At 67.2% G+C, this 25,109-nt stretch carries 25 protein-coding genes; 10 read left to right on the top strand and 15 right to left on the bottom strand.

Annotated elements, in window-relative coordinates:
• The first annotated feature begins 159 nt into the window (after window positions 1–159).
• The 3 genes from AUL35_RS14370 to AUL35_RS14380 all read left to right on the top strand — a co-directional run bounded on the left by AUL35_RS14370 (window position 160) and on the right by AUL35_RS14380 (window position 2,770).
• A complete protein-coding gene (locus AUL35_RS14370) occupies window positions 160–642 on the top strand; it encodes a peroxiredoxin (protein WP_062015929.1) in 483 nt (160 codons plus the stop codon).
• On the top strand, window positions 635–1,456 hold the full coding sequence (locus AUL35_RS14375) for a ferritin-like domain-containing protein (protein ID WP_082666347.1): 822 nt from the start codon (window positions 635–637) through the stop codon (window positions 1,454–1,456). The genes AUL35_RS14370 and AUL35_RS14375 overlap by 8 nt, the downstream gene beginning before the upstream one ends.
• Window positions 1,457–1,558: 102 nt before the next feature.
• The gene (locus tag AUL35_RS14380) at window positions 1,559–2,770 is read left to right on the top strand and encodes a M23 family metallopeptidase (RefSeq protein WP_062015933.1); all 1,212 of its coding nucleotides are present in this window, start codon (window positions 1,559–1,561) and stop codon (window positions 2,768–2,770) included.
• A 27-nt stretch (window positions 2,771–2,797) separates the two neighbouring features.
• On the opposite strand, the gene prfB is transcribed toward AUL35_RS14380, so the two are convergent.
• From prfB to AUL35_RS14395, 3 genes are all read right to left on the bottom strand, one after another.
• Window positions 2,798–3,926, bottom strand: a protein-coding gene (prfB, locus tag AUL35_RS14385) for a peptide chain release factor 2 (RefSeq protein WP_156418006.1) whose coding sequence is annotated in 2 segments (ribosomal slippage) — window positions 2,798–3,856 and window positions 3,858–3,926 — 1,128 coding nt in all. Because the reading frame shifts where the segments join, the coding sequence is not laid out codon by codon here.
• Between the two features lie 100 nt (window positions 3,927–4,026).
• On the bottom strand, window positions 4,027–6,459 hold the full coding sequence (locus AUL35_RS14390) for a penicillin-binding protein 1A (protein WP_062016044.1): 2,433 nt from the start codon (window positions 6,457–6,459) through the stop codon (window positions 4,027–4,029).
• Between the two features lie 166 nt (window positions 6,460–6,625).
• Window positions 6,626–7,696, bottom strand: coding sequence for an N-acetylmuramoyl-L-alanine amidase (locus AUL35_RS14395; RefSeq protein ID WP_244493782.1), 1,071 nt, complete (start codon window positions 7,694–7,696; stop codon window positions 6,626–6,628).
• Between the two features lie 596 nt (window positions 7,697–8,292).
• Between AUL35_RS14395 and AUL35_RS14400 the strand changes: the two genes are divergently transcribed.
• The gene (locus tag AUL35_RS14400) at window positions 8,293–11,244 is read left to right on the top strand and encodes a ribonuclease E/G (protein ID WP_062015939.1); all 2,952 of its coding nucleotides are present in this window, start codon (window positions 8,293–8,295) and stop codon (window positions 11,242–11,244) included.
• A 39-nt stretch (window positions 11,245–11,283) separates the two neighbouring features.
• On the opposite strand, the gene AUL35_RS14405 is transcribed toward AUL35_RS14400, so the two are convergent.
• Complete coding sequence (locus AUL35_RS14405; protein ID WP_374754497.1) at window positions 11,284–12,387, bottom strand: pyridoxal phosphate-dependent aminotransferase; 1,104 nt, start codon at window positions 12,385–12,387, stop codon at window positions 11,284–11,286.
• Between the two features lie 174 nt (window positions 12,388–12,561).
• On the opposite strand from AUL35_RS14405, the gene AUL35_RS14410 reads away from it, so the two are divergent.
• From AUL35_RS14410 to aat, 5 genes are all read left to right on the top strand, one after another.
• Window positions 12,562–13,947, top strand: a complete 1,386-nt coding sequence (locus AUL35_RS14410) for a M48 family metalloprotease (protein WP_244493783.1) — start codon at window positions 12,562–12,564, stop codon at window positions 13,945–13,947.
• Window positions 13,944–14,690: a DsbA family protein gene (locus AUL35_RS14415; protein ID WP_062015944.1), complete on the top strand. Its 747-nt coding sequence runs from the start codon at window positions 13,944–13,946 to the stop codon at window positions 14,688–14,690. Before AUL35_RS14410 ends, AUL35_RS14415 begins: the two co-directional genes overlap by 4 nt.
• A 174-nt stretch (window positions 14,691–14,864) precedes the next feature.
• On the top strand, window positions 14,865–15,347 hold the full coding sequence (accB, locus tag AUL35_RS14420) for an acetyl-CoA carboxylase biotin carboxyl carrier protein (protein ID WP_062015945.1): 483 nt from the start codon (window positions 14,865–14,867) through the stop codon (window positions 15,345–15,347).
• 57 nt (window positions 15,348–15,404) lie between these two features.
• Complete coding sequence (accC, locus tag AUL35_RS14425; RefSeq protein ID WP_062015947.1) at window positions 15,405–16,757, top strand: acetyl-CoA carboxylase biotin carboxylase subunit; 1,353 nt, start codon at window positions 15,405–15,407, stop codon at window positions 16,755–16,757.
• Window positions 16,758–16,760: 3 nt separating this feature from the next.
• Complete coding sequence (gene aat / locus AUL35_RS14430; RefSeq protein ID WP_062015949.1) at window positions 16,761–17,426, top strand: leucyl/phenylalanyl-tRNA--protein transferase; 666 nt, start codon at window positions 16,761–16,763, stop codon at window positions 17,424–17,426.
• Here aat and AUL35_RS14435 read toward each other — a convergent pair.
• The 9 genes from AUL35_RS14435 to AUL35_RS14475 all read right to left on the bottom strand — a co-directional run bounded on the left by AUL35_RS14435 (window position 17,366) and on the right by AUL35_RS14475 (window position 23,594).
• Complete coding sequence (locus AUL35_RS14435) at window positions 17,366–17,758, bottom strand: DUF2155 domain-containing protein (protein ID WP_062015951.1); 393 nt, start codon at window positions 17,756–17,758, stop codon at window positions 17,366–17,368. The two genes, aat and AUL35_RS14435, sit on opposite strands and share 61 nt — an antisense overlap.
• A gap of 2 nt (window positions 17,759–17,760) precedes the next feature.
• Entirely contained in the window at window positions 17,761–18,138 is a 378-nt protein-coding gene (locus AUL35_RS14440; protein ID WP_062016046.1) for an NADH:ubiquinone oxidoreductase subunit NDUFA12, read from the bottom strand.
• 87 nt (window positions 18,139–18,225) lie between these two features.
• A complete protein-coding gene (locus AUL35_RS14445; RefSeq protein WP_062015953.1) occupies window positions 18,226–18,720 on the bottom strand; it encodes a GNAT family N-acetyltransferase in 495 nt (164 codons plus the stop codon).
• Window positions 18,717–20,213 (bottom strand): Asp-tRNA(Asn)/Glu-tRNA(Gln) amidotransferase subunit GatB, encoded by a 1,497-nt coding sequence (gene gatB, locus AUL35_RS14450; protein WP_062015955.1) that lies wholly within the window; start codon window positions 20,211–20,213, stop codon window positions 18,717–18,719. The genes AUL35_RS14445 and gatB overlap by 4 nt, the downstream gene beginning before the upstream one ends.
• 100 nt (window positions 20,214–20,313) lie before the next feature.
• The gene (locus tag AUL35_RS14455; protein WP_062015956.1) at window positions 20,314–20,556 is read right to left on the bottom strand and encodes a hypothetical protein; all 243 of its coding nucleotides are present in this window, start codon (window positions 20,554–20,556) and stop codon (window positions 20,314–20,316) included.
• Window positions 20,550–22,031 carry an Asp-tRNA(Asn)/Glu-tRNA(Gln) amidotransferase subunit GatA gene (gene gatA, locus AUL35_RS14460; RefSeq protein WP_062015958.1) on the bottom strand — a complete coding sequence of 494 codons (1,482 nt, stop codon included), beginning with the start codon at window positions 22,029–22,031 and terminating at the stop codon, window positions 20,550–20,552. The genes AUL35_RS14455 and gatA overlap by 7 nt, the downstream gene beginning before the upstream one ends.
• On the bottom strand, window positions 22,028–22,504 hold the full coding sequence (locus AUL35_RS14465; protein ID WP_062015960.1) for a GNAT family N-acetyltransferase: 477 nt from the start codon (window positions 22,502–22,504) through the stop codon (window positions 22,028–22,030). Before AUL35_RS14465 ends, gatA begins: the two co-directional genes overlap by 4 nt.
• A 1-nt stretch (window position 22,505) precedes the next feature.
• Window positions 22,506–22,793: an Asp-tRNA(Asn)/Glu-tRNA(Gln) amidotransferase subunit GatC gene (gene gatC, locus AUL35_RS14470; protein WP_062015962.1), complete on the bottom strand. Its 288-nt coding sequence runs from the start codon at window positions 22,791–22,793 to the stop codon at window positions 22,506–22,508.
• A gap of 99 nt (window positions 22,794–22,892) precedes the next feature.
• Window positions 22,893–23,594, bottom strand: a complete 702-nt coding sequence (locus AUL35_RS14475) for a metal-dependent hydrolase (protein WP_062015963.1) — start codon at window positions 23,592–23,594, stop codon at window positions 22,893–22,895.
• Between the two features lie 98 nt (window positions 23,595–23,692).
• On the opposite strand from AUL35_RS14475, the gene ruvX reads away from it, so the two are divergent.
• Window positions 23,693–24,184 (top strand): Holliday junction resolvase RuvX, encoded by a 492-nt coding sequence (gene ruvX, locus AUL35_RS14480; RefSeq protein ID WP_062015965.1) that lies wholly within the window; start codon window positions 23,693–23,695, stop codon window positions 24,182–24,184.
• On the opposite strand, the gene AUL35_RS14485 is transcribed toward ruvX, so the two are convergent.
• Entirely contained in the window at window positions 24,124–24,456 is a 333-nt protein-coding gene (locus AUL35_RS14485; protein WP_062016048.1) for a DUF6105 family protein, read from the bottom strand. The two genes, ruvX and AUL35_RS14485, sit on opposite strands and share 61 nt — an antisense overlap.
• Entirely contained in the window at window positions 24,456–24,977 is a 522-nt protein-coding gene (locus tag AUL35_RS14490) for a hypothetical protein (RefSeq protein WP_062015967.1), read from the bottom strand. The genes AUL35_RS14485 and AUL35_RS14490 overlap by 1 nt, the downstream gene beginning before the upstream one ends.
• Window positions 24,978–25,109 lie beyond the last annotated feature (132 nt).

The following is a 25,109-nucleotide window of genomic DNA, read 5'->3' on the forward strand; positions in this document are numbered from 1 at the left end:
CCAGCCTCATGCATGACCTCGTCTGTCAGGTCGGCAGGTCCGCGTCACCGCGCGGAACGGGATGACGTGATCGTGCCGATGCGTGTTATGGGGTCGCCGGTCGTCGCGTCCGCCGGACGCGGTGTCTGTGCTCGACCAATTGGCCGAAAGGATGGCTCCATGGCAACCCCAAGCGTCGGCGATCCCTGCCCCCGCTTCGACCTTCCCGACGCCGACGGCGCGCGCGTCACGAGCGAGAGCCTGCGCGGCAAGCCCTACGTCCTCTACTTCTACCCGAAGGACGACACGTCCGGCTGTACGCTGGAGGCCATCGAGTTCACGGCCCTCGAGAAGGACTACGCCGCGATCGGCGTTCCCGTGTTCGGGGTCTCGCCCGACGACGGCAAGCAGCACTGCAAGTTCCGCGACAAGCACGGGCTCAAGGTCCGACTGCTTTCGGACGAGGACAAGACGCTGCTGCAGGACTTCGGCATCTGGGTCGAGAAGAGCATGTACGGCCGGACCTACATGGGCGTCGAGCGCACGACGGCGCTCGTCGACGCCGAAGGCCGGATTGCGCACCTGTGGCCCAAGGTGAAGGCGAACGGGCACGCAGCGGAAGTCCTGGACGTCGCGCGCCGGCATGTCGGCCGCGATGGCTGAGCCGTTGCCGGCCACGCTACGGGGTCAGGCGGTCGCGGCGCTCGCCACCGCCGACCTCGACCTCAAGCGCGAGTTGACGCTACGCGCTGGCGAGCGCTGGTTCGCCCGCACGCTGGGCTTGTCGGGCCCCTCGGATCCCCCGCTGCCGGACCGGCCCGGACGCCCGGAGCGCCCGACGCTGGTCGCGCCGCGCCATGTTCCGAAGCGCTCGGTCCACACGGCCGAGGGCCGCGTTGCGATGATCCATGCGCTTGCCCATATCGAACTGAATGCCATCGATCTCGCGCTCGACATCGTGGCGCGCTTCGCGGGGCAGCCCGTGCCACGCACCTTCTTCGACGGCTGGATGACGGTCGCCATGGAGGAAGCCAAGCATTTCGGCCTTCTCAGCCGGCGCCTCGAATCGCTCGGATCCAGCTACGGAGCCATGCCCGCCCATGACGGCCTCTGGCAGGCCGTGGGCGTCACCGCCGACGACCTGACGGCGCGGCTCGCGGTGGTCCCGCTCATTCTCGAGGCCCGCGGCTTGGACGTGACGCCGTCGCTCCTGATCAAGCTGCGCGAGGTCGGCGACGGCGAGACGGCCGAAATCCTCGAAATCATCTACGAGGACGAGAAGAAGCACGTCGCCATCGGCGCGAAATGGTTTCGCTTCCTGTGCGCGCGAGAGCGTCTCGACCCGGCCCGACGCTTCCAGGAACTCGTGCGCCTGTGCTTCCGCGGCGAGATCAAGCCGCCCTTCAACGATCGCGCCAGAGCCGAGGCAGGATTGACGCCCACGTTCTACCGCTCGCTGTCGCCCCTGTCCTCCTGACGCGTCCGCCCAGCCGATGCGGCAACCGGGCATTAACCTTGATCATCTATGAATCATCCCGCTGGCGGGATGGGCCGTCCGGCGACCACTGGATGGTTGGAGATGGCCAAGGTGTCTCGGCAGGAGATGTTCGGGCGGCGTTCCCTGCCCCATACGATCGTCATCGCACGCGGCGAGAAGGTCCGGCATTGGACGGTCCGGCCATGGGTCGTGCTGAGCCTGGGCACCGCCGGACTGGCCGGGCTGCTCGGCGCGACCGGTGTCGGCGCCATCCTTCTGATGGGCGGCCCGGTGCTGGAGGCTGTCCAGACCCGCGACGCGCATACGGCGTCGGCCTATGAGGAGCGCATCGCCGATCTGCGTCGCCAGCTCGACCGGCTGACGACACGCCAGGCCGTCGACCGCAACGAGGTCTCCCGCCAAGTGGAGGATCTCCTCGCGCAGCAGGCCCGGATCACGGAGCGCTACGAGCGCCTCGGTCCGCTCCTGCAGAAGGCGCGCGACGCCGGACTGGTACCAGCAGAGACTACGGCCACGCCGCCCGACGACGCTAATCCGCCCACTGAAACCGGCTCACGGCCGTTCGCCATGAACAGTGCGGGCGACGATCCGAAGGCGATGTCTCGGATCGCGGATGTCCTCTTGCCGACGATCCGGCAATCGGTCGATTTCTACGCCGAGCAGCAGGAAACCCAGATCGCGAGCCTCACGCGCAATGCCGATACGAAGGCGGACCGCATCGCGGACCTGCTCGGCTCGATCGGCATCGACGCGCCGGGGGACGCGGCGCCGGTCGGCGGCCCATTCGTCGGAAGCAGTGTTGCCGACAGCTTTTCCCAGAGCCTCGAGGAGTTGCAGCAGTCGCTCGACCTCCTCGACCGGCTACGCCGCCGCACCGATCGCCTGCCGCTCGCCGATCCGATGCCGGGTGCGCGTGTGACATCCGTCTTCGGCTCGCGTCTCGACCCGTTCCTGCGCGAGGCGGCCATTCACACCGGCATCGACTTCGCCGCCGAAGCCGGCGCACCGGTTCGCCCGACCGCGCCCGGGAAGGTCGTCTCGGCCGGGTTTGCCGGCGGCTATGGTCTGATGGTGGAGGTCGACCACGGCGACGGTTTGTCGACGCGCTATGGTCATCTGTCGCGCATCGCGGTCGCGGTCGGCGACGAGGTCACGACATCGAGCGTCATCGGAGCCGTCGGCTCAACGGGGCGCAGCACAGGTCCGCACCTGCACTACGAGGTCCGCCTCCACGAAAAGGCGACCAATCCCGATCGGTGGATCAAGGCCGGCCGCAGGCTGGCCGCGCTCTAGAAGGGCGGCCAGCCTGCGGGTAGGCTGTCAGTCGATGTCTGCGACCTCGACGTCGCCGCCGAACACCCGCTGCGCCAGCGCAGCCTCGATGAACGGGTCGATCTTGCCGTCGAGCACGTCGCTCGGCGTCGTTTCCTGCATCCCGGTCCGCAGATCCTTGACCAGCTGATAGGGCTGGAGGACGTAGGACCGGATTTGGTGGCCCCACCCGATGTCGCTCTTGGACGCGGCCTCCGCGTTGGCGGCAGCCTCACGCCTTTCGAGCTCGGCCTCGTAGAGCCGCGCGCGCAACATGTTCCAGGCGGTCGCTCGGTTCTTGTGCTGCGAGCGCTCCTGCTGACACGCCACGACGATGCCGGTCGGAATGTGCGTGATGCGCACCGCCGAGTCGGTCGTGTTCACGTGCTGGCCGCCAGCGCCCGAGGCGCGGTAGGTATCGATGCGGCAGTCCGATTCGTTGACCTGGATGTCGATCGAGTCGTCGACGACCGGATAGACCCAGATCGAGGCGAAGGAGGTGTGTCGACGCGCGGCGCTGTCGTAGGGCGAGATGCGCACGAGACGATGCACGCCGGATTCGACCTTGAGCTTGCCGTAGGCGTTGTGGCCCTTGATCAGGATCGTCGCGGACTTGATGCCCGCCTCTTCGCCGGCATGCTGTTCCAGCACCTCGACCTTCATCTTGGAGCGCTCGCCCCAGCGCATGTACATGCGCATGAGCATCGAGGCCCAATCCTGGCTCTCGGTGCCGCCGGCACCCGAGTGAACCTCGAGATAGGTGTCGTTGCTGTCGGCCTCGCCGGACAGGAGAGCCTCGACCTGGCGTTCGGCGACCTGCGCCTTCAGACCGCGAATCGCGTTCTCGGCGTCGTCGACGATCCCCTGGTCGCCTTCCTCCTCGCCCATGGCGATGAGCTCGATATTATCTTTCAGCTGCGTTTCGAGATCGCGGATACCCCCGATCGCCGAGTCCAGGCGCTGACGCTCCTTCATGAGCTTCTGCGCTTCGGCCGGGTCGTTCCAGATGGTGGGATCTTCGGCGGCCGAGTTCAGCCGATCGAGTTCACGGACGGACTGATCCCAGTCAAAGATGCCTCCTCAGCAGGCTTACGGCCTGCTGGATCTCGTCGACGATGGATTCAATTTCGGCGCGCATGCCGTCGGCCTCGCTGGGTCTGACGAAGGGTCGGGAAGGTGGCGCGGACCATAGGCAGGGGCCGCCGCGCTGTAAAGCGGGCGCGACGGCCGCGACGCCCCTAGAAGAGACCACCCGCTCCCGAAACGATGGCTTCGTTGGCCTCGGGCGAGATCGCCTGGGCGGTCGCGCCGCCGTAACCTTCGTCGCCGATCACCTCGTAGGTGTCGGACGGACCCGTGCCGGGCTTGAAGGCCTCGAGAATGGAGCCGTTGCCCTTGCTGGCCATGCCGGTCTTCCGGTCCACCGAAATCTGCGTCATTCCCTCCGGGATGCGGAAGTCGGCGACCGGCTTGCCCTTGATCGCCTGCTGCATGAATTCCACGAAGACCGGCGCAGCGAAACCGCCGCCCGTCCGGCCATGGCCAAGGGGCTGCGGATTGTCGTAGCCCAGATATACGCCGGTCACGAGGTTAGGCGTGTATCCGATGAACCACGCGTCCTTCTCGTCATTCGTGGTGCCCGTCTTGCCGGCGGTCGGAACGCCGAGCTCCTTGACGATCGTCGCCGTGCCCCGCTGGACGACGCCTTCCATCATGGAGGTGATCTGGTAGGCCGTCATCGGGTCGAGGACCTGCTGGCGGTCGTCTACCAGAGTGGGCTCGTCCTGGCTTGCCCAGCCCGTGGCGTTGCAGGCCTCGCAGCCCCGGTTGTCGTGCTTGTAGACGGTGCGGCCGTACCGGTCCTGGATGCGGTCGATCAGCGAGGGCTCGATCGAGCGACCGCCGTTGGCCATGACCGAGTAGGCCGAGACCATGCGCATGACGGTTGTCTCGCCCGAACCGAGAGACATCGGCAGGTAGGGAGCGAGCTTGTCGTAGACGCCGAAGCGCTCGGCGTACTGGGCCACGAGATCCATGCCCATGTCCTTCGCCAAGCGCACGGTCATGAGGTTGCGGCTCTTCTCGATGCCGAGACGCAGCGTCGAGGGTCCCGAGACCTCGCCGCCGTAGTTCTTCGGCTCCCAGTAGCCGCCCGTCCCGTTCGGGATCGAGATCGGAGCGTCCAGGATGACCGACGCGGGCGTATAGCCGTTGTCGAGCGCCGCGGCATAGACGATCGGCTTGAACGAGGACCCCGGCTGCCGGTAGGCCTGCGTTGCGCGGTTGAACTCCGACTGGGCATAGGAAAACCCGCCGACGAGGGCCATGACGCGGCCCGTATGGGGATCCATGGCGACAAGCGCGCCCTGCACCTTGGGCGGCTGCCGAAGGCGGTAGCCGCCGTCCGCCTTCTTCTCGACATAGACGACGTCGCCGCGCGACAGGACGCCATCGACGCCACGAGCGGTGCCTGAGCGGCCGGTGCGGGACTGGCGCAGCGCCCACTTCATGTCGGCCAGATCGAGCATCGCGATATCGCGGTCGGCGCCCAGGCGCCCGGAGGCTTCGCGGCGCGGCTGGAGTCCGACGCTGGCGGAACCGCCGTCGGCGGACAGGACGATGGCGAGGCGCCATTCCGGAACGTCGGAGAGCGCGGGAACCTCGCCGACCGCCTTGCCCCAGTCGTTGCCGGGATCGACGGTGGTGACCGGACCGCGGTAGCCCTGTCCCTGATCGTAGCTCACGAGCGCGTGCTGGAGCGACGTGCGCGCCTCGAGCTGCATCTTCGGGTCGAGCGTCGTGCGGATCGACAGGCCGCCCTCGTAGAGCTCCTTCACGCCGTAGCGGTTGATGATGTCGCGGCGCACCTCTTCGGTGAAGTATTCGGCGGACGCGATATAGGTGCCGCTCGGACGCGGGTTGACGCCGAGCGGGCGCGCCTGGGCCTCGGCCGCCTCGTCGTTGCTGATGAAGCCGTTCTCGGCCATGCGCTGGATGACCCAGTTGCGGCGGCCGATCGCCTCGTCCGGGTCGCGGAACGGATTATAGTTCTCGGGCGCCTTGGGCAGGGCCGCGAGATAGGCGACCTCGTCGATGGTCAGCTCGTTCACCGACTTGTCGAAATAGGCGAGCGACGCGGCGGCGACGCCGTAGGAGCCGAGGCCGAGATAGATCTCGTTGAGGTAGAGCTCGAGGATGTGATCCTTCGAGTAGGCCTGCTCGATCCGAAGCGAAAGGATCGCCTCCTTGATCTTGCGCTCCATCGAACGCTCGTTCGTCAGAAGGAAGTTCTTGGCGACCTGCTGGGTGATCGTCGAGCCGCCCTGCATCGGGCCACCGCGCACATACAGAAGGGCCGCGCGGCCAATGCCTTCGACGTCGACGCCGGGATGGTTGTAGAAATTCTTGTCTTCGGCCGACAGGAAGGCGTCCTTGATGCGCTGGGGAATGGCCTGGATCGGCAGGTAGAGGCGCCGCTCCTTGGCATATTCCGCCATCAGCGACCCGTCCGACGCGTGCATCCGGGTCGTCACGGGCGGCTCGTAATTGGCCAGCACCTGATAGTCCGGCAGGTCCTGGCTCATGCTCGCCACGTACCAGGCGGCGCCGCCCGCCGCGATCAGCGCGAACACCGTTCCGATTCCGAAGAGGTATCCGAGCAGTCTGATCATGGTGTCTCCGTAGCGGCGCCCGTCCTCGCGCCCGTGGGCGATGAGGGACCGGATCAAACGACGCGTCTTGGCGCTCGTTTGCCATGCTTTCTAAATGAGGCGTACGCATGTTGCGAGGCTGAAGGATCGCGCGGTTGTTGCAACGAGGCAACGTCCTCGCGCGCGGTCATCCACCACGCTCGCGCAGCGACGAGACGACGGCCTTGGCGAGGATACCGGCGAACTCGCGTTGCCAGTCCGGCGAGAGGAGGAGCTTCTCCTCCTCCTTGTTGGACAGGTAGCCGATCTCGAGCAGCACGGACGGCACGTCCGGCGCCCTGAGCACCCGAAAGCCCGCCGACCGCTTCGGATTGTTGATGAGCCGAACACCTGCTTCCTTCATGTCCTCGACAAGATGGCCGGCAAAGCGCTCGGTCAGGCTCTCGGTCTCGCGCCGCACGAGGTCCACGAGGATATCGTGGATCTCCGGCGCGTCCTGATCCCACTCGGCTCCCGCGAACCGGTCGGCGGCGTTCTCGCTTTCGGCGATCTCGCTGGAAAGCGCGTCGGACGCGCGATCCGAGAGCGTATAGACCGTCGCCCCGCGCAGATCCTTGTAGCGGATCGAGTCCGCATGCAGCGAGATGAAAAGATCGGCGTGCGCGCGCCTGGCGATCGCGCTGCGCTCGTTGAGCGGAATGAACGTGTCGTCCGACCGGGTCAGGATGGTGTTCACGTCGGGCTTGCCTGCGAGCGCGTCTCGCAGCGCCATGGCGAAAGCCAGGTTGATCGCCTTCTCCTCGGTACCCCCGTCCCCGGTCGCGCCCCGGTCGACGCCGCCGTGTCCGGCGTCGATCACGACCGTGAAGCGTCGCGGTACGGCCGGCGCCGCGACGGGGACCGCATGACGGGAGACATCGCCCGGATCGCTCCAGACGAAGGCAGCGTCGTTGGCGGAGGGCAGTTCGAGGCGCACGGTTGCGCGCTCACCGTCGCGCCGAACCTCCAGACGCGGCTTCACGGCGCCCGACAGCGTCAGGAGAAGCCGATAGCGATCGCCGCCCGCAAATCCCTGGCGCATTCCGGTGATCAGTCCGTCGGACGGTTCGGGCAGCTTGGCGGCTGACACGGCGCCGTCGAGGTCGAGAGCGATGCGATAGGGCTTTCGCAGGAGAACGAGCCGAGGACTGGCCGGACCGGACAACTCGATCTCGACATCGGACCGGGCCTTGTCGCTCGTCTGTCGGATCGCAGTCACGATCGTCGTCGGCGCCTGCGCGTGAACCTCCGCGATCACGCCAATAGATAGCAGGAACAGGATGGCAAGACCGCACGCTGTTCGAAAAACAATCGAACCAACGAAGTGCCTCATGTCGTAGCGTTGCACTTGTTTACCGGGCTTGCACATCATAAAAGCGGAATCGAGGCACTTGCGTTGTCGCGACGCGATCTGGTGATCCTCGGGCTCGGCGCGTGAGCGTTTGGCCCGGCGGGTTCCGCCGGTTTCGAAACGCGGCAGTCCAGATCGCAGGAAACCTCGGCAGATTCCACTTCGACCGGGCCAACAGGCGCCCGGACGGAACGCTCGCGCGATCGCTCCCCTCGTGAACGGACCGCGCGATTCCATCGGTCGTTTGAAGCGGCCATCATGTGTTGCAGGTCGCCCGCGCGTGTCATCGGCATACCCTCCTTCTTCGTCAAAACTGCCGCATCCGCCAGGATCGCAGCTTGCGTTGGAGGGAGCCCTCGACGTTTGCAGCCGGGCCGGCCCTGCGGACCCGCCCGTCCAGACCTTTCAGCCGGCCGATGCGGCCGGACGTTTCGGAGCGGCCAGGGTCCGGGAGTTGAGATTTCATGGCAAACAAGATGCTGATCGACGCGTCGCATCCGGAAGAGACCCGGGTCGTCGTCGTCAAGGGTAACCGGGTCGAGGAGTTCGACTTCGAGTCCGAGCACAAGAAGCAGCTCAAGGGCAATATCTATCTCGCCAAGGTGATCCGCGTCGAGCCGTCGCTCCAGGCGGCCTTCGTCGAGTATGGCGGCAACCGCCACGGCTTCCTCGCCTTCAGCGAGATCCACCCAGACTACTACCAGATCCCGGTCGCCGACCGGCAGGCCCTCATCGAGGATGAGCTCGCCCGGGCGCGCGAAGAAGAGGAGGAGGACGAGCCGAAGCCCGCTCGTTCCACCGCGCGCGGTCGCGGCAACCGCAGGGGTCGCGGCGGTGACGCGAAGGCCTCGACCGACACGCCCGACGGCGAGTCGGTGTCCGAGTCGGTCGACGAGACCGAGGCCGACGAGGGCGGCGCGCAGGAAATCGTCGAGGACGACGACGTCGAGGAACTCGGCGGCGCCGGACCGGGCGATCTGGCAGACGACAGCGAAGACGAAGCCACGACGGCATCCGGCGAGGAAGCGACGCCCGTCGTCGAGGAGAGCGTCGCCGAGATCGTCGAAGCCGCGGCCGAGAGCGAGACTGCGGACGCCGGAAGCGAGACCGGCGCCGAGAGCGAGGAAGCCTCCGAGGGCGAGGCCCGCACGTCGCGCCGGTCCTCCGGCCGACGCCGTCGTGGCGGCCGGCGCGGCGAGGCCGTCGAAGCGGAAGCCGCCTCCGGCGATGAGGCCGAGCAGGTCGACGAGATCGGCTCCGAGGACGCGATGGAGGAGGTTCCGGTTCGCACGAGCCGCCCGCCCCGCAAGCAGTACAAGATCCAGGAGGTCATCAAGCGCCGCCAGATCCTGCTCGTGCAGGTCGTGAAGGAAGAGCGCGGCAACAAGGGTGCCGCGCTGACCACCTACCTGTCGCTGGCCGGCCGCTACTCGGTCCTCATGCCCAATACGGCACGGGGCGGCGGCATCTCGCGCAAGATCACCAACGCGGCTGACCGCAAGCGGCTGAAGGACCTCGTGCGCGACCTCGAGGTGCCCCGCGGCATGGGAATCATCCTTCGCACCGCCGGCGCCAACCGCACCAAGCCCGAAATCAAGCGCGACTACGAGTACCTGATGCGCCTTTGGGAGACCGTGCGCACGATGACGCTCCAGTCGTCGGCGCCCGCCCTCGTCTACGAGGAAGGCTCGCTCATCAAGCGCTCGATCCGCGATCTCTACAACAAGGATATCGACCAGGTTCTGGTCGCGGGCGAAGGCGGCTACCGCGAAGCCAAAGACTTCATGCGGATGCTGATGCCTAGCCAGGCGAAGGTGGTCCAGCCCTATCGCGAGCCGGTGCCCATCTTCGCGCGCTCGGGCATCGAGGCGCAGCTCGACAAGATGCTGCAGCCGAGCGTGACGCTGAAGTCGGGCGGCTACATCATCATCAACCAGACCGAGGCGCTGGTCGCCATCGACGTCAACTCCGGTCGCTCGACGCGCGAACACTCGGTCGAGGATACCGCCTACCAGACAAACCTGGAGGCGGCCGAGGAGGTCGCCCGCCAGCTGCGCCTGCGCGATCTCGCTGGCCTGATCGTCATCGACTTCATCGACATGGAGGAGAAGCGCAACAACCGGAACGTCGAGAAGCGCCTGAAGGAGTGCCTCAAGGACGACCGCGCGCGCATCCAGATCGGTCGCATCTCGCACTTCGGCCTTCTGGAGATGAGCCGCCAGCGCATTCGTGCCAGCGTCCTTGAATCCACGATGCAGCCTTGCCCGGTCTGCGCCGGAAACGGGTATATCCGCTCCGAGTCCTCGCTGGCCCTGCACCTCCTGCGAACGCTGGAGGAGCACCTCCAGAAGCACGGCACGCACGACGTCATCGTGAAGGTGCCGACCTCGACCGCGCTCTACGTGCTCAACGAGAAGCGGGCGACGATCGACGACCTGGAGCAGCACCACGGCGTGCGCATCATCCTCCAGGCCGTGGAGGGCGTCGGGCACCAGCACATCGCGATCGAGCACGGTGCCGAGGCGGTAAAGCGTCCCCGTCCCGAGCCCGTGCAGCCCGTCTCGGTCGTGGCCGAGGAGATCGAAGAGGTCGAGGACGTCACGGACGAGGAGGCTGCCGAAGAAGAGGCGCCCGAGGCCAACGGCACGCTTGAGACGAACACGCGCGAGGATGGCAACGGCCGCCGCCGCCGTCGTCGTCGTCGGGGTGGCCGACGCAATGGCGAGGGTGAGTCCGAGGCTGAGGCGACGGCGGAGGGCACGGACGACGAAAGCGTCGCCGAGGCCTCGGATGCTGAGGTCGAAGTCGCCGGCGAGTCGGGAGAGGCTGGCGGCGACGATGCCGAAAGCCGCGAGCGCAAGCGCCGCCGTCGCGGTCGTCGTGGCGGTCGTCGCAGCCGCGAGGACGGTGCCCATGACGCGCCTGTCATGGATGTCGCTGGCGGTGCCGGTGCCGGCGAGGACCTGCCGGTCGTGATCGATGACGCGATCGCGGAGGATGACGGTTCCCAGACGCTCGACCCTGTCGAGATCGGCGATGTCGCCGAGCGCTCGCCCGAGCCCGAGATGACGGATGCCGTGGATGCCATCGAGGGCGTCGATCTTGACGGCGCTCGGGTCGCGGATCTCGAGGACGAGAACCTCGCGGTGCCGCCGGACGAGAACGAGGTCATCGCCGACACGGCGGAGGCGGGCGCGCTGATCGACGGCAATCCCCCGCTCGACGAGGTGTTCCCGGACGTGGAGGACGCCACCAGCGTCCCCAACGAGATCATCGAGAGCGAGGTCGAGGCCGCTCAGGACCAACCGGACTCCGCCACGCGCGGTCCTCGAATCACGTCCAACGGCGAGGAGCCGGAAGCCGAGGCCGACCGGCCGAAGCGGACCGGCTGGTGGGCCAAGCGCTCCTTCTTCTGAGATTCCGGACGGGGCGCCCTTGCGGCGCCCCGTTCGTGTTCAGGGCTTGGCGAGAAAGCGGCGCAACCGTTCCACCGCGGTCGCGATCTCGGTCGGGTGGCCCGCATAAGAGAGCCGCACGAAGTCCTCCCCACGTGCCGGGTCGAAGTCGGTGCCGGGCGTGATCGCCACATGCGTCTCGGCGAGGACGCGGCGGGCGAAGGCGGTGGCCTGCCCCTTGCCTTCCGGCACGCCGGCATAGGCGTAGAACGCGCCGTCCACCGGCGCGATATCGCGGAATCCGATCTCCGGCAGCGCGACCTCGAGAAGTCGCCGGTTGGCGTCGTAGGTGTCGCGGATCGCGTCGAGTTCGGCGGTCGCGTCCATCACCGCCTCGGCCGCGACCTGGCTGAGCTCGGGCGGCGAGATGTAGAGGCTCTGCGCCAGCCGCTCCGCGACCCGCACGAGTTCGGGAGGAAGCACCAGCCAGCCGACCCGCCATCCGGTCATGCAATAGTACTTCGAGAAGGAGTTCACCAGGATCGCCCGGTCGGTGAACTCCAGCGCGCTGGCCGCCGGCTCACCGAAGACGAGGCCATGGTAGATCTCGTCCGAGATGAAGGTGATGCCCTCGCCTTCCGCGACCCGGATCAGCCGCTCGAACTCGGCGCGCGGCGTCACCGTGCCCGTGGGATTGGCGGGACTGGCGATGAGGACGCCCTGCAAAGGCTCCAGGCGGTGTTCGGCAAGGAGGCGGTCCGCCGTCAGGAGGTAACCTTCCGTCGCATCGACGCAGATATCGACCGGAACGAGGCCGAGCGCGCGCAGGATGTTGCGATAGGCGGGGTAGCCGGGCGTTGCGATCGCCACGCGGTCGCCCTCGTCGAAGGCGGCAAGAAAGGCGAGGTTGAAGCCCGCGGACGATCCGGTCGTAACCATGACCCGCTCGGGGGACAGCGCCACGCCATAAGCCGCCACCGCTTGCCGCGCGATGCGCTCGCGCAAGGAAGCGCGGCCAAGCGCGTCGGTGTAGCCGATGCGTCCAGCCTCCATGAAGCGCCGGGCCGCGTCCAGCGCCTGTGCGGGCACCGAAGCCGAGGGTTGCCCGACCGCAAGCGAGATGACCGGCAGCCCGGCCGCCTTCATGCGGTTCGCCTCGGCCATGACGTCCATGGCTCGGAACGGATCGACGTTCGAGCGCCGCGACGCGCGGACGGGAGATGGCAGATCCATGGGGCCTCACAAACGCCGGATTGGAATGCGGCAAGCGGGTCGTACCGGCGCGCCGATCGCGGTACATAGAATCGGGCGGACGACGAGGGAAAGACCCGAATGGCGATGGGATGGAGGGAAGCGGCACGGCGAGCCGTCGCCGCCACGCTGGGTGTCGTCATGGCAACCACGGCGGTTGTGCCGGCGGGCGCTCAGTCGTCCGGCCGCACGCGGCTGCCGATCGTGCGGGACGCCGAGATCGAAAGCCTCGTGCGCGACTACGCGACGCCCATCCTGCGCGCGGCCGGCCTTTCGCCGAGCCGCGTCGACATCGTCCTCGTCAACGACCTCGCCTTCAACGCCTTCGTGGCGGGCCGGCGGATCTTCATCAACACGGGCACGATCCTGAACTCCGAGACGCCGAACGAGACGATCGGGGTCATCGCGCACGAGGTCGGGCACCTAGCCGGCGGTCATCAGGAGCGTCTACGCGACCAGATCGCGCGCGCCCAGATCATCGCGGTCGTGGCGGGCCTGCTCGGCGCGGGCGTCGCGGCGGCCGGTGCGGCCTCGGGTTCGGGGTCGCTCGCCGGCGTCGGCGGCGGGCTGATGACGAGCGGCGGCGGCATCGCGCAGCGCAGCCTGTTCGCCTACCAGCGCACGGAAGAGGTCACCGCCGACCGCTCGGCGCTCGTCTACCTCGAGAAGACGCAGCAGTCGCCCAAGGGGTTGCTGGACAGCTTCGAGGGGCTGATGCGCCAGAACATGCTGTCGGGCGTAACCCCGAACGTCTATCTCTCGTCGCATCCGGCGCCTCAGGAGCGGCTCGGGCGCCTCCAGGACGCTGCGAAAGCAAGCCCCTACTTCGGCAAGAAGGATTCGCCAGCGCTGCAGCTGCGTCACGACCTCGCCCGGGCGAAGATTGCTGCCTATAACGGCGGCGCCACGCAGGTCCGGCGCGCGTTCCCGCGCGACCAGCTCGGCATGGCTTCGCGCTACGGCGACGCGATCGCGACGCACCTTGCCGGCTCCCCCCGCATGGCGCTCGACAAGATCGACAGGCTCATTGCCGAAGACGCCGCAAATCCCTGGTTTCAGGAGGTGCGGGGCGAAATCCTGATGGCGTCGGGACGTTCGGAAGAAGCAGCGGCCGCCTTCTCGCGGGCCGAGAAGCTCGACAGGTCCAATTCCGGTCTCCTCAAGGCCTCGGTCGGTCAGGCGATCGTGACCGGCGGCAATCCCAGGCGCATGCCCGAAGCCGTTGCCCAGATCGAGCGCGGCCTGCAGACCGATCCGAACAACTCCACCGCCTACGAATTCCTTGCCATGGCCTACGGCAGGATGGGCGAGATCGGCGCGGCCGAGCTCGCCACGGCGGAAGGCTACTGGCAGGCCGGCAACTTCCGGCAGGCGAAAATCTTCGCCGCCCGTGCACAGGGCAAGTTCCGTCCCAACTCGCCACAATGGCGGCAGGCGCAGGACATCCTCACCACCAAGATCGCGACGAAATGAAACCCATTCACGCCTGCATCGCCGCCGCCGCTCTCTTCGCGAGCATTCCCGCGCACGCTTTCGACGAGACGCAGACGCGCGACATAGAGAAGATCGTCCGAGACTATCTCGTCGCTCATCCCGAGGTGCTGCTGGAGGCGATCGATGCGCTGGAGGCCAAGCGCACCGCCGAAATGCAAGCCTCGCGAAGCGCGGCCATCGCCTCCGTCTCACAGCTCCTGACGACCACCCCCAATGGGACGGCGGCCGGCAACCCGGCGGGCGACGTCACGATCACCGAGTTCTTCGACTACAACTGCGGCTACTGCAAGCGCGCGGCCTCGGACATGGAGGTCCTCGTCGCGGCGGACCCGAAGCTGCGCGTCGTCTTGAAGGAAGTACCGGTTCTCGGGCCCGACTCGGAGGCGGCGACGCGCGTGAGCCTTGCCTTCCGCGCGCTCGCGCCGGATCGCTATCCCGCCTATCAGAAGGCGCTTCTCGCCTCGCGCGAGCGTGTCGACCAGGAGCGCGCGCTGGCCGTCGCGGCCGACTACGACGTGGCGCGCGAGCGCCTCCTGCCGCTGCTTCAAAGCGAGACGGTCACAAGCGTGCTCGCGGAATCGGCGCATCTCCTCGACACGCTCGGCATTAGTGGAACGCCCACCTATGTCGTCGGCGGGGAACTCGTCTCCGGTGCCGTGGGGGCGGATGCGCTCGCCAAGCGGATCGCCAACGTCCGGCAATGCGGAAAGGCCTCCTGTTGAGACGCAACTCTTGCGTCTTGAGGACTTTTCGGGCACGGCCACGCGGTCTATAGGGCAACAAGTGCGGGCGGGCGCCGTTTCCCTCGCGAACGAGGTCTTTCGTGCCGCTCCGGCGGGACGGGACCGCTCCCACGTCGTCGGGCCCTCGCGCCACCCATCTTCCGAAGGAACACCATGTCGCAAAAGGATACGTCCGTTGACCGCTCGCTCGTTCGGGAGCTGGCCGACATCCTCAACGATACGGACCTGACGGAGATCGAGATCGAGCAGGGCGACCTGCGTATCCGCGTTTCACGGCAGAAGGAATACGTGGCGGCCGGCGGTTACGCGATGACCATGCCGGCACCCCATCAGATGGCTGCTCCCGCCCCGGTCGCGGCGCCTGCGGCCGCCGCACCTGCGCCGGCGAGCGCCGGACCCGAGGTCGGCTCCGTCCCCTCGCCCATGGTCGGCACGGTCTACCTGGCCTCGGCGCCCGGCGCGAAGCCCTTCATCGAGATCGGTCAGACCGTCTCGGAAGGTGAGACGCTCCTGATCATCGAAGCGATGAAGACGATGAACCAGATTCCCGCGCCCCGCTCGGGCACGGTGAAGCGGATCTGCGTCGATAACGGCCAGCCGGTCGAGTACGGCGAGGCGCTCGTCGTCATCGGCTAGCCGCCGAGGCGGATGCCGAGCGCCGGTCCCGAGACGTTTTTCGATACGAGGATGCCCATGTTCAACAAGGTCCTGATCGCCAATCGCGGCGAGATCGCGCTGCGCGTCCTGCGCGCCTGCAAGGAGCTGGGCATCGCGACGGTCGCGGTGCATTCCACGGCCGACAACGCCGCCATGCACGTTCGCCTTGCCGACGAGAGCGTCTGCATCGGTCCGCCGCCGGCGCGCGACAGCTATCTCAACATCCCCTCCATTCTCGCGGCCTGCGAGATCTCCGGGGCGGACGCCGTCCACCCAGGCTACGGCTTCCTGTCCGAGAATGCGCGCTTTGCCGACATTCTGGACGCTCACAACATCACCTTCATCGGTCCGACAGCCGACCACATCCGCATCATGGGCGACAAGATCGAGGCCAAGCGCACGGCGCAGCGCCTCGGCATCCCGGTGGTTCCCGGGTCGCCCGGTGCCGTGACCGACGACGACGAGGCGATGCGGATCGCGCGCGACATCGGCTTTCCGGTGCTTGTGAAGGCATCAGCCGGCGGTGGCGGTCGCGGCATGAAGGTCGCCCATACGCCAGTCGACCTGTCGCTGGCGCTGGCGACGGCCCGCTCCGAGGCAGGCGCCGCCTTCGGCGACGATGCCGTCTATCTCGAGAAATATCTCGGCAAACCGCGCCATATCGAGGTTCAGGTCTTCGGCGACGGCGCCGGCAAGGCCGTTCACCTCGGCGAGCGCGACTGCTCGCTCCAGCGCCGTCACCAGAAGGTCTGGGAAGAGGCTCGCTCGCCCGCGCTCGACGACGAGCAGCGCCGCCGCATCGGCGAGATCTGCGCCAACGCGATGGCCGAGCTTCACTATCGCGGCGCCGGCACGATCGAGTTCCTGTACGAGAATGGCGAGTTCTATTTCATCGAAATGAATACGCGTCTGCAGGTGGAGCATCCGGTGACGGAGGCAATCACCGGGCTCGACCTCGTACACGAGCAGATCCGCGTCGCAGCCGGGCTCGGCCTCTCGGTGACCCAGTCCGACGTCCAGTTCTCGGGCCACGCGATCGAATGCCGCATCAACGCCGAGGACCCGCGCACCTTCGCGCCCTCGCCCGGCCAGATCAGCTACTACCACGCACCCGGCGGCCTCGGCGTGCGCGTCGATTCCGGTGTCTATCAGGGCTACTCGATTCCGCCCTTCTACGACTCGCTGATCGGCAAGCTCATCGTTCACGGGCGCAACCGGAACGAATGCCTGATGCGCCTTCGCCGCGCACTCGACGAGATCATCGTCGACGGCGTCAAGACGACGCTGCCCTTGTTCCAGGATCTCGTGGACAATCCGGACATGCAGCGGGGCGACTACGACATCCATTGGCTGGAGCAGTATCTCGCGGCGGCCGCCAAGGCAGCCTGACCCATGTCAAGGCGCGGCGGCGAGATCGAGATCACGCCGCAGCTTCTCCTGCGCGCCTATGCGGCCGGGATCTTTCCCATGGCCGAGAACGCGGACGACCCGTTCATCCATTGGATGGACCCGCAGCGTCGTGGCATCCTGCCGCTCGACGCGCTCCATGTGCCGCGCTCGCTGATCAAGACGATCCGACGTCGCCGCTACGAGGTCCATGTCGATCGGGCCTTCGCGGCGGTCGTGGATGCGTGCGCCGAACCGGCACCCGGCCGCGAGCAGACCTGGATCAACGCCGAGATCCGGCGTCTTTATCTCGGCCTCCATGATATCGGGCATGCCCACAGTGTCGAGGCGTGGGACGGCGACCGGCTGGAGGGCGGCCTCTACGGGGTGAGCCTCGGCGGCGCGTTCTTCGGCGAGAGCATGTTCTCGCGGGCGACGGACGCCTCGAAGGTCGCGCTTGTCTTTCTATGGGAGCGGCTTGTGCGCGGCGGCTATACGCTGCTCGACACGCAGTTCAAGAACGCCCATCTCTCGCGCTTCGGGGCGATCGAGATCCGACGCGCCGAATATCGCGAGCGCCTTGCGCACGCGATCGAGGTGCCGGCCACCTTTTATCCGGCGGGTGCCGGCACGGTCGAGTCCGTTTTGCAGTCCTTGAGCCAGACATCGTAGATCGGATGTTCCACGGCATTGAGGCCGGGTGAATCCGCGAACATCCAGCCCGTGAAGATGCGCCGGATCTCACGCTGGAGCGTGATCTCGTCCACTTCCACGAACGTGTCCGTCTTCGGGGCTTCGTCCTGCGTGCGCGTGTAGCAGGCACGCGGGGTGACCTGCAGGGCGCCGAATTGCACCGTCTCGTCGACCTGAACGTCGAAGGTGGTGATCTTGCCGGTGATCTTGTCGAGCCCGGAGAAGACCGCGATGCGGTTGGCCACGCGCTCCGCCGAGGCCGGCGCGCAGGCCAGAACCAGCGCGGCGGCAGCTAGAGCCAGACGGCGCATGGTTACGGCTGCCAGGCGTCGTAGTCGCCAGTGACGCGCGGACGCTCTGCGGTGTTGAGCAGCGAGCCCTTCGGCCGGTAGGCGAGACCCGTGCCCGTCAGGTTCGGCGTATGCGGCTTTTCCCAAGGATGGGGCGTGTAGCCGTCCTTGGGCGGCGGCGTATCGGTGCGGTGGTGCATCCAGCCATGCCAGCCGGGACCGATCGCGCTCGCCTCGGCAGGACCGTTGTAGATCACCCAGCGGCGCTTTCCGTCGGCGGTCTGGTAGTAGACGTTGCCGCTCTCGTCCTCGCCCACGCGCTGGCCGAACCGCCACGTGTGAAACCGCGTGCCGATGGTCTGGCCGTTCCACCAGGTGAAGATTTCCGTCAGCCACTTCATGAGGGTCATGCGAATGCCGCTCCGTCTCGTCGGCGCCGTTATCGTGCCGCGCCCCGCAAATGTCCATGGCGAACCGCTGCCGCGACGCTATGCGAGGCGCTTCTCCATCACCACGAGGTCGATGCCCGCCGTCTCGGACGGCGCAGCCGCCGGGCCCGTGACCGCAAAGCCCCGGCGCTCGTAGAAGCGCAGGGCTCCGGCGTTGGCGAGTTCGACCTCCAGCCGGATGCGTCGCGCGTCCGGGAAGGCGTTCTTGATCTCGGCAAGGAGATCGCTTCCTATGCCGCGCCCCTGCGCCTCGGGCAGGACGTAGAGCTGGTGGAGCGCCACCAGCTTGCCGTCGGCCGCCGCCGCGTAGGCCATGCCCAGTAGCCGCGAGCCGTCGTCGGCGACGACGAATTCGGACGAGGGACGAGCGAGATGGCCGGCCAGCCGGCTCGGCGTGTGCCAGGCGGCCGTGATCTGCTCGACACGGTCCGACCCGTAGATACCGTCGTAGGTCGCGTGCCACGTCTCGCCGAGAAGGCGGCTGACGCGGGCCAGGTCCGCCTTGCCGCCCGTTCGCAGGAAGACCGGCGTCACGGCAGGTTCAGCTTGGCCTTCACAAGGTCGTTCACGCTCTGGGGATTGGCCTTGCCGCCGGTCGCCTTCATGACCTGGCCGACGAACCAGCCGGCGAGCGTCGGCTTCGCCTGAGCCTGCGCGACCTTGTCGGGGTTGGCGGCGATCACCTCGTCCACCGCCCGCTCGATCGCGCCGGTATCGGTGACCTGTCGCAGGCCGCGACTCTCGACGATCTCTCGCGCGTCGCCGCCCTCGTTCCAGAGGATCTCGAAGACGTCCTTGGCGATCTTTCCGGAGATCGTGCCCTCCCGAACGAGATCGAGCAGGGTCCCGAGTTGGGCGCCAGAGACCGGCGTCTCCTCGATGCCCCTGCCGGATTTGTTGAGCGCGCCGAGAAGGTCGTTGATGACCCAGTTGGCGGCTTGCTTGGCGTCGCGTCCCTCGGCGACGCCCTCGAAGAAGTCCGCGATCGCCTTTTCCGACACCAGGATCGAGGCGTCGTAAGGCGACAGGCCCGAGGCGATCAACCGCTGGCGCTTGTCGTCGGGCAGTTCCGGCAGGTCTTTCGCCAGGTCCTCGACGAAGGCATCGTCGAATTCGAGCGGCAGAAGGTCCGGATCGGGGAAGTAGCGGTAGTCGTGCGCGTCCTCCTTGGACCGCATGGCGCGCGTCTCGCCCTTCACGGGGTCGAAGAGCCGCGTCTCCTGGTCGATCTCGCCGCCCTCCTCGAGGATCGCGATCTGGCGTCGGGCCTCCGACTCGATCGCCTGACCGACGAAGCGGATCGAATTGACGTTCTTGATCTCGCAGCGCGTGCCGAAAGCGCCGCCCGGCCGGCGTACGGACACGTTGACGTCGGCGCGCATGGAGCCCTCGTCCATGTTGCCGTCGCACGTGCCGAGATAGCGCAGGATCGTGCGCAGCTTGGTGAGATAGGCGCGTGCCTCGTCGGACGAGCGCATGTCGGGCTTGGAGACGATCTCCATCAGCGCCACGCCCGAGCGGTTCAGGTCGACGAAACTCATGGTCGCATGCTGGTCGTGCATCGACTTGCCGGCGTCCTGCTCGAGATGCAGGCGCTCGATTCCGACCTCGATATCCTCGAAGCCGCCCTTCTGGTCGGGCCCGACCGAGACGATCACGATACCCTCGCCCACGATCGGATGGGCGAACTGCGAGATCTGGTAGCCCTGCGGCAGGTCCGGATAGAAGTAGTTCTTGCGATCGAAGACCGAGCGGTTGTTGATCTGCGCCTTCAGCCCGAGACCGGTGCGCACGGCTTGGCGCACGCACTCCTCGTTGATGACCGGCAGCATTCCGGGCATGGCCGCGTCTACAAGGCTGACATTGTCATTGGGCTCGGAGCCGAAGCGCGTGGAAGCGCCCGAGAAGAGCTTCGCCTCGGACAGGACCTGCGCATGGACCTCCATGCCGATCACGATCTCCCAGTCGCCGGTGGCGCCGGGGATGAACTTCTTCGGGTCGGGCGTGCGGGTGTCGACGAGAGGCATGGGTGGTCCGGCGTTCGGTCGGTTGGGACGAGGGCTAGATCAAAGGACCAAGCCGTTCAAGGGTATGGCGCAGTGCGGCGGCAGGCCGTCGCCACGACGCTCAGCCGGCGGCGCCCAGCTCCAGCGCGATCGCCCGGCGTTCCGCCTCCGTGTCGCCCGTCCCCATCGGGCGCCCGGCACGGCGGTACCAGTAGGCGGCGTTGCTCTCGTCGCCCTCGATGCGATGCAGTAAGGCATGGACCCAGGCGGCCGCCTGCGAGGCGTCGTCCTGAACCAGGGCGTGAGCCCCTTCCCAGTCGCCCGCGGCGAGCCGGTCCAGGGCCTGCCGTGCGGCGTTCACCACCAGCGTTCCGGCTCGAAACGGCCGGCGGCCTTCTCGATGACACTTGCGGTGGAGAACAGCGTCTCCTCGTCGAACGGTCGGCCGATAAGCTGGAGTCCGAGCGGCAACCCCTCGGCCGAAAGGCCGGCGGGAACGGCGATGCCGGGAAGGCCGGCCATGTTCACGGTGACCGTGAAGATGTCGTTCAGATACATCGCCACCGGATCGGCCGCGAGATCCTCGTCGCCGATGCCAAAGGCGGCCGAAGGAGTCGCCGGCGTCAGGAACGCGTCCACCCCATCCGCGAACGCGGCCTCGAAGTCGCGCTTGATGAGCGTGCGAACCTTCTGGGCCTGGAGGTAGTAGGCGTCGTAGTAGCCGGCGGACAGCACGTAGGTGCCGATCATGATGCGGCGTTTCACCTCGCGACCGAAGCCGGCGGCGCGCGTGTTCTCGTACATCTGCGCGACGTCGCGGCCTGGAACGCGCAGGCCGTAGCGCACGCCATCATAGCGCGCGAGGTTGGACGAGGCTTCGGCGGGGGCGACGATGTAGTAGGCCGGCAGCGCGTATTTCGTATGTGGCAACGAGACGTCGACGATCTCGGCTCCCGCCTCGCGCAGCATGGCGATGCCGCGCTGCCAGAAGGTTTCGATCTCGGCGGCCATGCCCTCAACGCGATACTCGCGCGGGATGCCGATGCGCAGGCCCTTCACCGAGCGGCCGATCGCCGCCTCGTAGTCCGGCACGGGCCGGTCGACCGACGTCGTGTCCTTGGGATCGACCGAGGCCATGGACTTCAGAAGGATCGCGGCGTCGCGAACGTCGCGTGCGATAGGCCCCGCCTGATCCAGCGACGAGGCGAAGGCCACCGTGCCCCAACGCGAGCAGCGCCCGTAGGTCGGCTTGATGCCGACGGTGCCGGTGAAGGCTGCGGGCTGGCGGATCGAGCCGCCCGTGTCGGTGGCCGTCGCGCCGGCGCACAGGCGCGCGGCGACCGCCGCGGCCGAGCCGCCCGAGGAGCCGCCCGGCACGAGCTTCATGTCAGAGCCCTGGCGTCGCCAGGGGTTCACGACCGGGCCGTAGTAGCTCGTCTCGTTGGAGGAGCCCATGGCGAACTCGTCCATGTTGAGCTTGCCGAGCATCACCGCGCCGTCGGCCCACAGGTTCGCCGTGACGGTCGATTCGTAGCGCGGTTCGAACTTGTCGAGGATGTGCGAGCAGGCCTGCGTATGAACGCCTTCCGTGGCGAACAGGTCCTTGATGCCGAGCGGGATGCCCTCCAGGGCGCCGCCGGTTCCCGCCGCGAGCCTCGCGTCGGACGCCGAGGCCATGTCGCGCGCCTTATCGGCGGTCACGGCGACATAGGCATTGAATGTCTCGTTCGCGGCGTCGATCGCGGACAGATAGCTGTCGGTCAGCTCGCGGGCCGTGAAATCCTTGGCGGCCAGCTTGTCTCTGGCTTCGGCGATCGTCAGGGCGGTCAGGTCGGTCATGGCGTCAGTGTCTTTTCGTAGAAGCGCGAGAAGCCGGAATCGGGATAGTCGAGAACCGCGCCGCAGACGCGAAAGCCGCATCGCTCGTAGAGCCGCCAGGCCGCCTCGAAGCCGGGCGCCTCGCCGGTCTCGAGCACCAGACGCCCGAGCCCCTTGTCGCGAGCTAGGGCTTCGACGCACTCGAGAAGCCGCGTACCGACGCGCTGTCCGCGAAGGGCGGGATAGGTGAACATGCGCTTCACCTCGCCGAGCTCCTCGTCATGGATCTTCAGAGAGGCCATTCCGAGCGGCGAGCCAGCCGGATCGCGCATCACGAACACCGTGACGCTCGGTTCCGCCATCTGCTCCACGGTCAGCTGGAACTGGAATTCGGGCGGCGACAAGGGGCGCATGGTGTCGTTGAGCTCCGCCACCATGGCGCGAACGTCGTCCTGCAGCGGGGTCTCCGCACTGATCGAGGTCGCGTCCGCCATGCTATTCGACGACCTTCGGAACCAAGAAGAAATGGTCCTCGGTTTCGGGCGCGTTGGCCACGATGTCGTCGGCCTTGTGGCCGTCCGTGACGACATCCCGGCGCTTCTTCATCTCGATCGGAATAACCGAGGTCATCGGCTCGACACCGGAAACGTCGACCTCGCCGAGCTGCTCGACGAAGCCGAGGATGGCGTTCAGCTCGGCCTGCATCGTCACGACGTCCTCGTCCGACACCGCGATGCGGGCAAGGCGTGCGACGCGGCGAACGGTAGCGGGATCGACTGACATGCGGTTCCTTCAGCGTCGGCAATGGATGCCGACGCTATACCGGCGGGTCCGGACCCGCGCAACGCCGCGCGCGGCGCGAGAGCCTTCGCGCGAAGCCGCTCAGATATCGAAGGGCTTACCCACCTCGGGCACGAGAATGCGGCTGGCCTCGTCCTCCATGGCGTCCTTGAACTTGTCCGGATTGGGATCGAGGATCGAAAGCGTGCCGTAGTGCAGCGGGATGATCTTCTCGAAGTTGAAGTAGCGGCGGCAGGCGAGCGCCGCGACCGCCGCGCCCATGGTCAGCCGGTCGCCGACCGGGACGAGGCCGATCTTGGGATGGTGAAGCTCCTCGATGATCGCCATGTCGCCGAAGATGTCCGTGTCGCCCATATGATAGACGCTGCCGCCCTCGGCGAAATGGAGCACCACGCCGTTCGGCATGCCGAGATAGGTGACGGTTCCGTTCTCCTCGACCGAGCCCGAGGAGTGGAAGGCCTGGGTCAGCGTGACGGAGAAGTCGTCGAACTTGACCGTTCCGCCGGTATTGGCGGGCTCGATCTTCTCGATGCCCTTCTTCGACAGCCACTGCACGAGCTCGAACGTGCCGACGACGCTGGCACCCGTGCGCTTGGCAATGTCGATCGTGTTGCCGACATGGTCGAAATGGCCGTGCGTCAGGACGATATGGGTCGTCCCCTTCGTCGCCTCGGCAACGTCGCCCTTGAAGTGAGGGTTCCCGGTCAGAAACGGGTCGATCAGGATCACCGCCGATCCGCTCTCGATTCGAAAGGCCGAATGGCCGAAATAGGTCATCTTCATGGGCGGGTCCGACTCCTCGCGCAAATAGCCGGCCGACGCGTCGTGGCCGGCCAGACGCTAAGCTAGGATCGCGCGCGACCGATCAAGACGAGGTGTGAGTGGGAATCATCGATATCGGCGAGTTGCTCGCCTGCCTGCCGTCGAACTCGACGATCGCGGGGCTCGACCTCGGGACGAAGACAATCGGCGTCGCCGTCTCGGATCTCGGCCTCGCCTTCGCGACGCCGCGCCACACCATCGCCCGGCGCAAGTTCACGCAGGACGCCGAGGAACTGCGCCGCGCGCTCGACGAGGCGCGCGCCGGCGCGATCGTGCTCGGTCTGCCGCTGAACATGGATGGTTCGGAGGGACCTCGTGCGCAGTCGAGTCGCGCCTTCGCCCGCAACTACGCGCGTCTCGACCCGCGCCCGATCGTCCTGTGGGACGAGCGACTTTCGACGGTGGCCGCCGAGCGGGGCATGATCGAGATGGACCTGTCGCGCCGCCGCCGCGCCGAGCGAATCGACGCGGCGGCGGCGAGCTTCATCCTTCAGGGCGCGCTGGACAGGCTCGCGGTTCTGTTCGAGGCAGATGAGCGGGAGTTGCGCTGACGCACCGCGCTGAACCAGGCCCCAACCGCTCTTCGCCTGCGGAACGCGAAGACGGAAACCACGATCAGCGAGTCGAGAATCAGCGCCCGAACGACGAGAGGCGGCAGGGTCTCAGGCGCCACGCCCAGCGCCGCTGCGTAGAGACCGAAGACATGGTCGTAGAGCGCGCGTGAGAAGAAGAGCATGCCGAAGTTCAGGTCGTGGGAGGCGAGGCCGAGCCACAGCGCGAGAAACGACATCGGCGCGAACCACAGTGTGAGAAACCAGCGCATCATCCCCTCTTTTCGGAGGTGCCCGGCAACTCACCGCCTCGCGGCTGGCGGGGGATCGAGGCGTCCAACGCGAGAAGCGCCCGGCGCAACTCCATCTCGTCCTCCGGTTCATCCGGTGCGAACAGGCAGTTGTCGAACGCAAAGGCGAGGACCGTGAGCGCGACCGACCATAAGGCCAGATCGACGCGCGACACGACGCTGGCAAAGGGTGCGTCGAACAGAAGGGCCGCCAGGACGAAGGCGAAGGAGATGCCGAGACCGACGAAGGCGAGGCCCTCGCCCCGTCGGACGGTTTCGGCATCGCGCGAGTGAATGTGAAAAAGCGCAGCGGCCGGAATCGCCGCGGCGCCCATCGAGAGAACGACGAGCAGGCCCTGCTCCGCGCCGCCTGCCGCCGGCGGGTCGAGCGGGACGCCGAACAAAACCTCACGACCGGACGTCGCGGTAAGCTGGGTCAGCGCGGTCACCGCGTGGAAGCCGGACCAGGCGGCCAGCGCGAAGGAACTGGGAAGGCGAATCACCGGCGCTCTCCTGCATCCGTTAACAAGGCGTTAACGGCAGGGTCTGGGATCGGCTCCCGCGCCGCAAACGATACCATTCGTTAGGGTTAACGGAACGGCGACCGTGCGGCCGATCGCCTTGTGGAGCGGGAT

This window comes from Aureimonas sp. AU4 (assembly GCF_001463765.1).
In the GTDB taxonomy this organism is placed as follows: Bacteria; Pseudomonadota; Alphaproteobacteria; order Rhizobiales; family Rhizobiaceae; genus Aureimonas.

Bases quoted from the DNA above. Each gene is read 5' to 3' on its own strand.
- AUL35_RS14370 (WP_062015929.1), top strand. From the start codon at position 160: ATGGCAACCCCAAGCGTCGGCGATCCCTGCCCCCGCTTCGACCTTCCC.
- AUL35_RS14375 (WP_082666347.1), top strand. From the start codon at position 635: ATGGCTGAGCCGTTGCCGGCCACGCTACGGGGTCAGGCGGTCGCGGCG.
- AUL35_RS14380 (WP_062015933.1), top strand. From the start codon at position 1,559: ATGGCCAAGGTGTCTCGGCAGGAGATGTTCGGGCGGCGTTCCCTGCCC.
- AUL35_RS14390 (WP_062016044.1), bottom strand. From the start codon at position 6,459: ATGATCAGACTGCTCGGATACCTCTTCGGAATCGGAACGGTGTTCGCG.
- AUL35_RS14400 (WP_062015939.1), top strand. From the start codon at position 8,293: ATGGCAAACAAGATGCTGATCGACGCGTCGCATCCGGAAGAGACCCGG.
- AUL35_RS14405 (WP_374754497.1), bottom strand. From the start codon at position 12,387: ATGGCCGAGGCGAACCGCATGAAGGCGGCCGGGCTGCCGGTCATCTCG.
- AUL35_RS14410 (WP_244493783.1), top strand. From the start codon at position 12,562: ATGGGATGGAGGGAAGCGGCACGGCGAGCCGTCGCCGCCACGCTGGGT.
- AUL35_RS14415 (WP_062015944.1), top strand. From the start codon at position 13,944: ATGAAACCCATTCACGCCTGCATCGCCGCCGCCGCTCTCTTCGCGAGC.
- accB (WP_062015945.1), top strand. From the start codon at position 14,865: ATGTCGCAAAAGGATACGTCCGTTGACCGCTCGCTCGTTCGGGAGCTG.
- accC (WP_062015947.1), top strand. From the start codon at position 15,405: ATGTTCAACAAGGTCCTGATCGCCAATCGCGGCGAGATCGCGCTGCGC.
- aat (WP_062015949.1), top strand. From the start codon at position 16,761: ATGTCAAGGCGCGGCGGCGAGATCGAGATCACGCCGCAGCTTCTCCTG.
- AUL35_RS14435 (WP_062015951.1), bottom strand. From the start codon at position 17,758: ATGCGCCGTCTGGCTCTAGCTGCCGCCGCGCTGGTTCTGGCCTGCGCG.
- AUL35_RS14440 (WP_062016046.1), bottom strand. From the start codon at position 18,138: ATGAAGTGGCTGACGGAAATCTTCACCTGGTGGAACGGCCAGACCATC.
- gatB (WP_062015955.1), bottom strand. From the start codon at position 20,213: ATGCCTCTCGTCGACACCCGCACGCCCGACCCGAAGAAGTTCATCCCC.
- gatA (WP_062015958.1), bottom strand. From the start codon at position 22,031: ATGACCGACCTGACCGCCCTGACGATCGCCGAAGCCAGAGACAAGCTG.
- AUL35_RS14465 (WP_062015960.1), bottom strand. From the start codon at position 22,504: ATGGCGGACGCGACCTCGATCAGTGCGGAGACCCCGCTGCAGGACGAC.
- gatC (WP_062015962.1), bottom strand. From the start codon at position 22,793: ATGTCAGTCGATCCCGCTACCGTTCGCCGCGTCGCACGCCTTGCCCGC.
- AUL35_RS14475 (WP_062015963.1), bottom strand. From the start codon at position 23,594: ATGAAGATGACCTATTTCGGCCATTCGGCCTTTCGAATCGAGAGCGGA.
- AUL35_RS14485 (WP_062016048.1), bottom strand. From the start codon at position 24,456: ATGCGCTGGTTTCTCACACTGTGGTTCGCGCCGATGTCGTTTCTCGCG.